Annotated in this window: 3 protein-coding genes; all 3 read left to right on the top strand. The window is 39.0% G+C overall.

Annotated elements, in window-relative coordinates; translation table 11 throughout:
• A partial coding sequence (locus tag PVV63_RS05250) for an autotransporter outer membrane beta-barrel domain-containing protein (RefSeq protein ID WP_273790980.1) occupies positions 1 to 1,695 on the top strand: 1,695 nt, incomplete at its 5' end.
• Positions 1,696 to 2,325: 630 nt separating this feature from the next.
• Positions 2,326 to 7,584, top strand: coding sequence for an autotransporter outer membrane beta-barrel domain-containing protein (locus tag PVV63_RS05245; protein WP_273790979.1), 5,259 nt, complete (start codon positions 2,326 to 2,328; stop codon positions 7,582 to 7,584).
• A gap of 650 nt (positions 7,585 to 8,234) precedes the next feature.
• Entirely contained in the window at positions 8,235 to 12,182 is a 3,948-nt protein-coding gene (locus tag PVV63_RS05240; protein WP_404977282.1) for an autotransporter outer membrane beta-barrel domain-containing protein, read from the top strand.
• The last annotated feature ends 103 nt before the right edge of the window (positions 12,183 to 12,285 follow it).

Here is a 12,285-nt window from a genome sequence, read left to right as displayed (position 1 = left end):
GGCACCTTCACCTTAAGCGCAGATCAGTCTATTCTAGAGGGCAGAGCAAATATTGCTAAAGACAGAAATGTGCACTTTGATCTGAAAAACAATACAAAATGGACGTTGAAAATCAGCAAAAATGAAAAAGATGATGATGGCAATCTCCTTGATATCGCTCAAAGATCTCGTTCTGATATTTCCACGCTGAATCTCGATAACAGCTCCATTATCTTTAATGGACCAACAGAAGATCATTACCAAACATTGCATATAGGTTCTGGTAAACCAGACACGCAAGAAGTCTACAATGCAACGGGTGATGCAAAGATTTACTTCAACACGGCTTGGAGTGATGGTGCTGCAATAAATGACCAAAAAACCGATAGGCTTTTGATCCATGGGGATGTCTTTGGCAACACATCAGTTTATGTCACGGGGCGCTTAGAAGAGAACAATATCGAAGCAAATACCTCTGCTGCTGCCAATGTCCGGGGTCTTTCACTTATTCAAGTTTCTGGAAAAGCAGAGGAAAACTCTTTCAAACTGGTAAATGGCTATACCACAAGAGGTGGCTTACCAGATATGTATACACTACGTGCCTATGGACCAGATTCAAGCCAAGGAAACGCCGATATTGCACAAAACCTCTTTGATGAAAAGAATGAAAATTTCTGGGATTTCCGTTTGCAACCCGAACTGCTTGGCTCCAATTCTGGTTCAAATCCTGATCCTGAAACAAATATCCCTACCGTTGCCCCTGTACCACAAACAGCAAGCTATTTGGTCATGCCAAATGCTCTCTTCTACAGTGGATTAACCGATATGGCTAAACAAAACGCACTCTTAGCCAATATCAGAACATCTGTTTTAGGAAAAGAAGAAGAAAAACAAACCGGTTTCTTCCTCTATACTTACGGAAACACAGGAACCTTATCTTCTGAACGTGGACCTCTCAAATATGGTTATGGTGCTGATATCCGCTATGCTGCTCTCCAAGCCGGTGTTACATTCGCAGCATTAGAAGGACAAAATACCACAACACATTTCGGTCTTGTAGGCACCTATGGGCGGCTGTCTTTCACTCCAAAGGATATGGATGATGTAAGTAAGAGCACATTGGATAAATGGTCACTAACAGCTTATGGCAGCGTGCAGCATAACAATGGTTTCTATATGGATACACTGTTATCCTATGGAATTCTAAAAGGAGATATCGGCAATGCTATCATTGGCAAAACCGCAAAATTGCAAAATGCCAAAATGTTGAGTATCTCCACCACCGTTGGAAAAGAATTTGCAACCGGAATGGAAGGTTTAACCTTCGAGCCGCAAGCACAAATTGCTTATCAACATTTGATGTTTAATACCATTGAAGATGCTGATAATTTTACCGTTGATATGAACAATCCTTCTCAATGGTTGATCCGTGTTGGTGGACGTTTGACAAAAACCATTTCCACTGAAAACAACCGTCCGATGTCTTTCTATGGAAAAGTAAACTTGATCAAAACCTTTGGTGATAATGGTACCATCCAGATTGGCAGAGATTTTGACCTTGATCCTATGGGACCAGCAATTGAAGGCGGCGTTGGCATTAATGCGCAACTGTCTCACAATTTCTCCCTTCATGGTGATGTGAGCTATCAACAAAAGCTTCAGAAAACTGGTATAAGTGGTGCAAACTTTTCAGGCGGCATACGCTATCAGTTTTAAAATAAAACTGTCAAAACAGCGTATTTCTTTTCTATGCATTAACAAAAAAGGCAGCTACAATATGCTGCCTTTTTATCTCTCCCCTATTCTTCTCTACCAATACACACCGCCAACATTTTTCTTTAAGAAAATTAGTTAAAAAACTCAAAACAATAAAATAGCGCGCTTTCAACTAGTAAAAATATCCCTTGAAAAAAACTAAACGTCGATTGAAAAATCAATGAGCGCTATTTTATCGTAACCGTGTTAAAGAAAAACATGAAAGATATGGTATCATCTTTGGTTTCATGATGTTGAAAGAGATCCCTATCAGGCTCAAGCATACAGTTTTTTTAAATTTTCTTGCCTACTCCTTTTCTTTAAGCATAAGCAACAAGTTTTATGCAAGCATAACACATATCTTGAATAGAAAAACTTATAATACTTATATAATATTAACATAATGTATTCATATAATACTAAGTGAATTTAAGTATAATACATTATGTGTTAAATGTATAATTTATTTTATACTTTACATAAAAATAAAAATCGCCTATTCACGTTCCATCTCTAAAATACCCATCCATTTGATATCCTTCTTATAAGCGGGGGAAGAGTGTGGGGCACTTATAATTTAGGAAAATCTTGATGTGTAAAAAGTCCCTTTTATCCTGCACGGCTGTCATAGCTGTCATGCTATTCAACACCCATCTCAATGTATATGCTGAAACTCTTGAAGTTTCCGGCGAGAAAAAAGAAATATCTAACACAACGTATGAGATTATTAATGCGAAAGACAACGGGGAAATTACCGGCACACATTTAACTGTGGTTGGGAATAAAGACACGGATATTTATGCTGTAACAGCTGACGGTTTTGGCAGTGCGATTACATTACTGCAAGACACAGCCATTAAAGGAACTGATTTTGACATTCGTCTCGGTCTTAATGCAAAAGATGGTGCTACAATCAAAATGACTGGAGGCATTATTACGGTTTCTGAAATTGGCGCTTTCTTCGAAAACAGTATGAATGATAAAAACAAGCTGGAAGGTGTAACAATATCAAGCGGTAAAGATGACCACTTCATGGACAAGGGAATAAATGCCGATAACAAAAGCAAAGTTACTTTAGAAAACGTAACGGTTACGCAAGCAAACACCAGTATATTTGCAAATGATCATTCTGAAATAACGATTTTAGGAGGAGCATTTGATGGAGAACTCAAAGGAATATCTGCTACGGAAGGCAGCGCTATTACTTTAACCTATAGTGAATTAGCCGATAATAAAAAAGGCAGTGTTCAAGTTACATCATCTCATGGTGACGGACTCTATGCAAATGGTGCACAATCCACAATCACAATGATAGGAGGATCAGTCACTGGAGAAAATACAGCATTACTTGCAGAAAATGGCGGACATATTGACGTCACAGATGTTACTTTAAAAAAAGATGGCACCGGAATCGGTGCAATAGCTAATGATGTTGACAGCACAATTGAACTGCACGGAAATACGGTAATTAATGACGCTGTAATTGGGCTTTATGCAACAAACGGTAGCACAATCACAATGACTGGAGGAACCATTACGGCTTTTGAAACTGGTGCGTTCTTCAATGAGAGTAAAAGCGATAAAAACAAGTTAGAAAACGTAACCATTACTTATGCAAATACCAGCATAAGTGATCAAGACAAGCTAGAAAATGTAAAAACATCGGACAATGAATTAGACCCTGGATGGGAAAGTGAATTAGAAAATGAAAAAGAAGAGTTTTTATTCACAGGAATAACGGCCTTTGCCGGAAGTCATCTCACTTTAGAAAATGTAACCATTACGCAAGCAGACACCAGCATATCGGCAGAAGATGGTTCACAAGTAACGATATTAGGAGGAGCATTTGATGGAGAACACACAGGGCTATACGTAATGAACGGCAGCTTCATTACTTTAACCAATAGTAAAGAAGGCAGCGTTCAAGTTACATCATCTGATGGTGATGGACTCTATACAGACGGTTTATTCTCTACAATCATAATGATGGGAGGGACAGTGACTGCGGGAAACAGAGCATTATTTGCACAAAAAGGTGGATATATTAAGGTCACAGATGTTGCTCTAACAACGATGGACGGAAACGGATACGGGGCAGCTTCCACCGATCCTTACAGCTTTATTGAATTGGATGGAGAGACAACGATTACTAATGCTATAAATGGACTTGATGCGGAAAACAGTGGTGTCATCATAATGACGGGAGGAGCTGTAACTGCAAAAAGTGCAGCATTGTTTACCATGAACGGTGGATATATTAAGGTCACAGATGTTGCTCTAACAACGATGGACGGAAACGGAAACGGTGCAGCTTCCACCGATCCTGAAAGCTTAATTGAATTGGATGGGAACACAACAATTAATAATGCTCTCATCGGACTTTATACAGAAAATAGTGGTACTATCTCAATGGCGGGTGGAAATGTGACTGGGAAAAGCGCGGCAGTACTTACAAAAAGCGGTGGACATATTAAGCTCACAGATGTTGCTCTAACAACAATGGATGGCAACGGATATGGTGCAGCTACCAGCGATCCTAACAGCTTGATTGAATTACTTGGAAAGACAACGATTAATAATGCTTTCATCGGACTTTATACAGAAAATAGTGGTACTATCTCAATGGCGGGTGGAACTGTAACCGCAACAAACATGGCACTGTTTGCAGCAAACGGTGGACATATTAAGGTCACAGATGTTGCTCTAACAACAATGGATGGCAACGGATACGGTGCAGCTACCACTGATCCTGACAGCTTGATTGAATTGGATGGAAAGACAACGATTAATAATGCTTTCATCGGACTTAATACAGAAAATAGTGGTACTATCACAATGGCGGGTGGAACTGTAATCGCAACAAACATGGCATTGCTTGCAAAAAGCGGTGGACATATTAAGCTCACAGATGTTGCTCTAACAACGATGTATGGCAACGGATACGGAGCAGCTACCACTGATCCTGAAAGCTTGATTGAATTGGATGGAAAGACAACGATTAATAATACTTTCATCGGACTTTATACAGAAAATAGTGGTACTATCACAATGGCGGGTGGAACTGTAGCCGCAACAAACATGGCATTGCTTGCAAAAAGCGGTGGACATATTAAGCTCACAGATGTTGCTCTAACAACGATGTATGGTAACGGATACGGAGCAGCTACCTCCGATCCTGAAAGCTTGATTGAATTGGATGGAAAGACAACGATTAATAATGCTTTCATCGGGCTCAATGCAGAAAACAGTGGTACTATCACAATGGCGGGTGGAACTGTAACCGCAACAAACATGGCATTGCTTGCAAAAAGCGGGGGACATATTAAGCTCACAGATGTTGCTCTAACAACGATGTATGGCAACGGATACGGAGCAGCTACCTCCGATCCTGAAAGCTTGATTGAATTGGATGGAAAGACAACGATTAATAATATTTTCATCGGGCTCAATGCAGAAAACAGTGGTGCAATCACAATGACGGGAGGAGCTGTAACCGCAACAAACATGGCAGTGCTTGCAAAAAGCGGTGGGCATATTAAAGTCACAGATGTTGCTTTAACAACAACAAATGGTAACTATGGTGCTGCTGCAACCGATCCTGAAAGCTTGATTGAATTATATGGAAAGACAACAATTAATAATGCTGTAACCGGACTTGATGCAGAAAATAGTGGCACAATTATAATGACTGGTGGAACAGTAACTGCGAAAACCATGGCATTATTTGCAATGAACGGTGGACATATTAAGGTCACAGATGTTGCTCTAACAACGATGGATGGCAACGGATACGGTGCAGCTGCCAGCAATCCTTACAGCTTAATTGAATTGCATGGAAATACAGCGATTAGCAATACTTTCATCGGACTTTATGCAGAAAACGGTGGCACAATTAAAATGAATGGAGGGACCGTAGCAGCAAAAGGATCAGCATTTGTTGTAAAAAATAGCGGATATATTGATGTAACAAATGTTTCTGCAACAGCAGAAAACAGTGGCATAACATTTGATAAATCCGAGGACGATAATGCCTTAGAAATCAACTTGACAAATACAAAGATTCGCACTGAAAATAGTATTGGAATTAACGCAGACCAATCAATCGGTATAGCCAATCTCAAAAATTCAGAAATCAGTGCCGATATTTTATTAGCAGCAAAAGCTTCAACTAAAGAAAATAATTTTGCTTTTACATTAAATGCTAATCACTCCGTATTAAAGGGAAGAGCAAAAATTGCAGAAAACAGAACTGTACGCTTTGATTTGACAAACAAGACAACATGGATATTGAAAACCAGTACAAAAGAAACCGATGATGACGGAAAACTGCTTGCTATTGCTCAAAGGTCACGTTCTGATATTTCTGTGCTCAATCTCAATGATAGTTCTATTGTTTTTAATGGACCGGTAGAAGATCATTATCATACATTGCATATAGGATCTGGAATACCGAACATTCTAGCAGTCTATAATGCCTCTGGTGAGGCAGAAATTCATTTCAACGCTATATGGAGTGATGGTGTTGCAATAGATGCACAAAAAACCGATAGGCTTCTCATTCACGGTGATGTAGCAGGCACCACAACAGTTTATGTCAAAAATGTTTCAGGGGATAAAGAGAGTGTAGAAAATGCCTCTGATCCTTCAAATATAGGTGGACTTTCACTTATTCAAGTTTCTGGAGAAGCAAAAGAAGACTCCTTTAAATTGAAAAATGGCTATACCACCATAGGAGGAACTCCTTATAAATATACGCTGACTGCCTATGGACCAGTCTCAAGCTATGGCAAAGCCAATGCTAACCAAAACTTATTCGATGAAAAGGATAAAGATTTCTGGGATTTCCGTTTGCAGCCTGAATTTTTTGACCCCGATTCAAAAGTAAGAGCAGTTGTACCACAAATGGCAAGCTATTTGGTTATGCCAAATGCCCTCTTTTATACTGGATTGGCCGATATGGCCAAGCAAAATGCACTTTTAGCCAATATGAGAACAACAGTCTTGGGAGAGCAGAAAAATCTAAAAAACAGTTTCTTCCTCTCTACCTATGGGGGTACAGGAACCTTATCCTCGAAACGCGGTCCCCTTAAATATGGTTATGGTGCTGATATTCGCTACGCTGCTATACAAGGTGGGGTTGCATTGACTACGTTAGAAGGGCACAGCACTACTACACATCTTGGTCTTTTAGGTACCTATGGGCAGCTGTCTTTCACTCCAAAAGAGATGCAGGATGCAAGTAAAAGCACCCTAGATAAATGGTCTCTCACTGCCTATGGTAGTGTACAACATGACAGTGGTTTCTATATCGATACGCTTTTATCCTATGGGATAATAAAGGGCGATATCACCAATGCTATCATTGGTAAAACCGCGAAATTGAACAATGTAAAAATGTTGAGTATTTCCACCACCGTTGGCAAACAATTTTCTACCGGAATGGAAGGTTTAACCTTCGAGCCCCAAATACAACTTGCTTATCAACATTTGATGTTTGATACCATTGAAGATGCTGATAATTTAAAAATTGATATGAACAATCCTTCTCAATGGTTGATCCGTGTTGGTGGACGTTTAACCAAAACCATTATGACCACTGAAAATGGTCCTGCCATTTCCTTCTATGGAAAAGCAAACTTGATCAAAACCTTTGGTGATGATGGTACCATCCAGATTGGCAGAGATTTTGACCTTGATCCCATAGGAACAGCAATTGAGGGCGGCGTTGGCATCAATGCACAACTGTCTCACAATTTCTCTCTTTACGGTGATGTAAGCTATCGACAAAAGCTTCAGAAAACTGGTATAAGTGGTGCAAGCTTTTCAGGTGGCATACGCTATCAGTTTTAAATCAAGGCTGTAAAAATAGCCTATTCATTCTATTCAATTTAACAAAAAGGGCAGCACAATATGCTGCCTTTTTTGTACATTAAAGTCATCCTTTTTCCTTTTAAAGCACCCTTCCCTCTTTATACTTAGTTCTTTACGAAAATCCCCAAGACAAGACACAACAAACGCAACAGAGCACTTCTATCCCCAGTGGATGAAGAGTACTTCCTACTTTGAAAAAAAGAGAAGTCTATTAGAAATAAATTAATACCACTGTGTTGAAAGATGACAACCCACTTTAAGCCCAAGTAAGTTAGCTTTTTTATAAGCTTCTTCTACATCCTTTTTTGTTCCCTCATAACCCCAATTTGCGTCATATAATAATCCCTACCATCACGTAAAAGATGTTATGGTACCACTATATCAGTATCTCAGAATATTTCTCTGAATAATAATATTCAAAATTATAATTCTTTAAATAAAATCAATTATAAATACATTTTGTATTAGACATAATTAATATCAATTATTTTTTAATTTTGACAAAAAACCAAAAATGTCTTACCAAATAAAGACAATTACTGAAATTAATAACAACTATCCATTTTCACTTCTTCTTATGAAGTTCGCGGGGAAATGAATATTTGGGGGCTCTCATAAGGAGAATACTAGTGTATAAAACATCCCTTTTATCATGCACGGCTGCAGCCGCTATCATCCTATTCAATATCCAGTTCAGTGCACATGCTGAAACCCTCGTAGTTTCTGGGGGAAAACAACAAGAAGTATCCGATAAAACCTACGAAACTATTCACGCAAAAGACGGTGGCAAAATCATTGGAAAACATTTAAAAATAATCGTTTCTGAATTTGAAAAAACTGGTGTAATCTCTGAAGGTGATGGTAGCGAAATTACGTTAAAAGGGGAAACAACCATTGAAAAAGTCGTAAATGGGCTTTGGGCAAAAAATAAGGGCAAAATCGTTAGCAAAAATTTAACAATAGAAGGAAGTAATACAGGTATTGGTGTAACAACTGAAGGTCTTGGTAGTGAGATTGAATTAATGGGTGAAACCACCATTGAAAACTTTCAAAACGGGATTCGAGCAGAAAGTGGAGGCAAAATCACTGGGAAAGATTTAACGATCATCCTTCCTGGAGCTGGAGAAAAAAACATTGGTGTATTGGTCGATGCGCTTGATAGCGTGGTTAAATTAACAGGACAAACAATCATTAAAGATGTTGTTAGCAAGGGTCTTGTGGTGAATAAGGGCAAAATCGTTAGCGAAAATTTAACAATAACAGGTTCTCAGAACGAAAAAAATAGCAATAGCTCTGGTGTAATGTCCTTCACACTTGATAGTACGATTGAATTAAAAGGCTCAACAACCATTGAAAAAGTAACAAACGGTCTTACGGCAACACTTGGGGGCAAAATTGTTAGCAACAATCTAACAATAACCGGCTCTGAAACTGAAAACAGTACTGGTGCAATAGCCTACAACAACAGTATGATTACATTAAACGGTACAACAACCATTGAAAAAGTTGCAAACGGTCTTGATGTACGAGATGGAGCGACTATCAAGATGATTGATGGTTCCATTGCTGCATCTCATATAGGTGCTATTTTCGAACAGAGTATTAACGAAAGCACGTTAGAAGATGTTACAATATCAAGCGGCAAAGATGACATCCTTATGGATAAGGGAATAAGAGCTTACTACAGCACAGTAACTTTGAATAATGTAACCGTAACTCAAGCACTAACAGGCATATCTGCAAATGGTTTCTCCATAGTAAAAATCTCCAAAGGAACATTCAATGGAAAAACTGATGGAGTATATGCTCAAAACTATAGCAGAATTACTTTAAACGGCACTGAAGTCATTTCATCTTATGGTTATGGTCTTCATGCTGATGGACAAAAATCCAATGCACAAAACGCCACTATCATAATGACGGGAGGAAAGGTAAATGGGAAAGACGCTGCATTATTTGCAGAAAAAGGCGGAAAGATTGATGCCACGAATGTTGCTCTAACAACAGAGGGAACAGGAAGCGGTGCATTTGTAATTGGCGATAACAGCACAATTCAATTGCATGGCGATACAATAATTAACAATACTTTGAGCGGACTCGATGCCGGTAATGGTGGTAAAATCATTAGCGAAAACTTATCGATAATCGGTGGTGAAGCACTTGAAGGCCCCGACAACGAACGCACTGGTATATGGACATCGGACTCTGGTAGTGAAGTTAGGTTAATGGGCAAAACAACCATTCAAAATGTTGATGAAGGGTTTTATGCAGACGGTGGAAGTCAAATCATTAGCGGAGATTTAATTATAACCGGTGGTGAAAGTAAAACAATGACCGTTGGTGTAAACGTTGCAGAAACTGATAGTTTAATTAAGTTAAATGGTAAAACAATCATTCAAAATTTTGATGTTGGTCTCACCGCAGAAAATAATAGCACGATTAAGATGACGAATGGTTATATTGGAGCAGCAGAGAATACAATAAAAAATAAAATAGAAGCAAAAAAAGTTGCACTATGGGCGGCATTTAACGGACATATTGATGTCGTGAATACTTCTATGATAGCAGGAGTTGCTGGTTTGCAATTTATAGCTCTCTCTAATCCTGATCTAGATTATCCAGATGATCCACAAAAACGTAAAAGCAGTGAAATCAATTTAACCAATGCAGATGTTCACGCTGAAAATGGTACTGGAATTTTTGTTGGAGCTTTTACTAACGATAACATGGAAGATATTCCAGGTTTGTCAATCGGTACAGTCAATCTCAAAAATTCAGAAATCCATGCTGATGTATTGTTAGGAGATGGTCTTTTTGAAGATCCAAAATCTTGGAAAAATGACAATTATTGGAACAATAAAGAGGTTAAAGCGATCTCCAACGGCACCTTCACCTTAAGCGCAGATCAGTCTATTCTAGAGGGCAGAGCAAATATTGCTAAAGACAGAAATGTGCACTTTGATCTGAAAAACAATACAAAATGGACGTTGAAAATCAGCAAAAATGAAAAAGATGATGATGGCAATCTCCTTGATATCGCTCAAAGATCTCGTTCTGATATTTCCACGCTGAATCTCGATAACAGCTCCATTATCTTTAATGGACCAACAGAAGATCATTACCAAACATTGCATATAGGTTCTGGTAAACCAGACACGCAAGAAGTCTACAATGCAACGGGTGATGCAAAGATTTACTTCAACACGGCTTGGAGTGATGGTGCTGCAATAAATGACCAAAAAACCGATAGGCTTTTGATCCATGGGGATGTCTTTGGCAACACATCAGTTTATGTCACGGGGCGCTTAGAAGAGAACAATATCGAAGCAAATACCTCTGCTGCTGCCAATGTCCGGGGTCTTTCACTTATTCAAGTTTCTGGAAAAGCAGAGGAAAACTCTTTCAAACTGGTAAATGGCTATACCACAAGAGGTGGCTTACCAGATATGTATACACTACGTGCCTATGGACCAGATTCAAGCCAAGGAAACGCCGATATTGCACAAAACCTCTTTGATGAAAAGAATGAAAATTTCTGGGATTTCCGTTTGCAACCCGAACTGCTTGGCTCCAATTCTGGTTCAAATCCTGATCCTGAAACAAATATCCCTACCGTTGCCCCTGTACCACAAACAGCAAGCTATTTGGTCATGCCAAATGCTCTCTTCTACAGTGGATTAACCGATATGGCTAAACAAAACGCACTCTTAGCCAATATCAGAACATCTGTTTTAGGAAAAGAAGAAGAAAAACAAACCGGTTTCTTCCTCTATACTTACGGAAACACAGGAACCTTATCTTCTGAACGTGGACCTCTCAAATATGGTTATGGTGCTGATATCCGCTATGCTGCTCTCCAAGCCGGTGTTACATTCGCAGCATTAGAAGGACAAAATACCACAACACATTTCGGTCTTGTAGGCACCTATGGGCGGCTGTCTTTCACTCCAAAGGATATGGATGATGTAAGTAAGAGCACATTGGATAAATGGTCACTAACAGCTTATGGCAGCGTGCAGCATAACAATGGTTTCTATATGGATACACTGTTATCCTATGGAATTCTAAAAGGAGATATCGGCAATGCTATCATTGGCAAAACCGCAAAATTGCAAAATGCCAAAATGTTGAGTATCTCCACCACCGTTGGAAAAGAATTTGCAACCGGAATGGAAGGTTTAACCTTCGAGCCGCAAGCACAAATTGCTTATCAACATTTGATGTTTAATACCATTGAAGATGCTGATAATTTTACCGTTGATATGAACAATCCTTCTCAATGGTTGATCCGTGTTGGTGGACGTTTGACAAAAACCATTTCCACTGAAAACAACCGTCCTATGTCTTTCTATGGAAAAGTAAACTTGATCAAAACCTTTGGTGATAATGGTACCATTCATATTGGTAGAAATTTTGACCTTGATCCTATGGGACCTGCAATTGAAGGTGGCGTTGGCATTAATGCGCAACTGTCTCACAATTTCTCCCTTCATGGTGATGTCAGCTATCAACAAAAGCTTCAAAAAACTGGTATAAGTGGTGCAAGCTTTTCAGGAGGAATACGCTATCAGTTTTAAAGTAAAACTGTCAAAACAGCGTATTTCTTTTCTATGCATTAACAAAAAGGCAGCTACAATATGCTGCCTTTTCGCTTTATAAATCCTAATAACACTACACTAT

The organism is Bartonella sp. CM31XJBT (genome assembly GCF_028618555.1).
GTDB lineage: Bacteria > Pseudomonadota > Alphaproteobacteria > Rhizobiales > Rhizobiaceae > Bartonella.
Note: the sequence above shows the minus strand (reverse complement) of the source record. Positions and strands in the feature narration are given on the sequence as shown.

Bases quoted from the DNA above. Each gene is read 5' to 3' on its own strand.
- PVV63_RS05245 (WP_273790979.1), top strand. From the start codon at position 2,326: ATGTGTAAAAAGTCCCTTTTATCCTGCACGGCTGTCATAGCTGTCATG.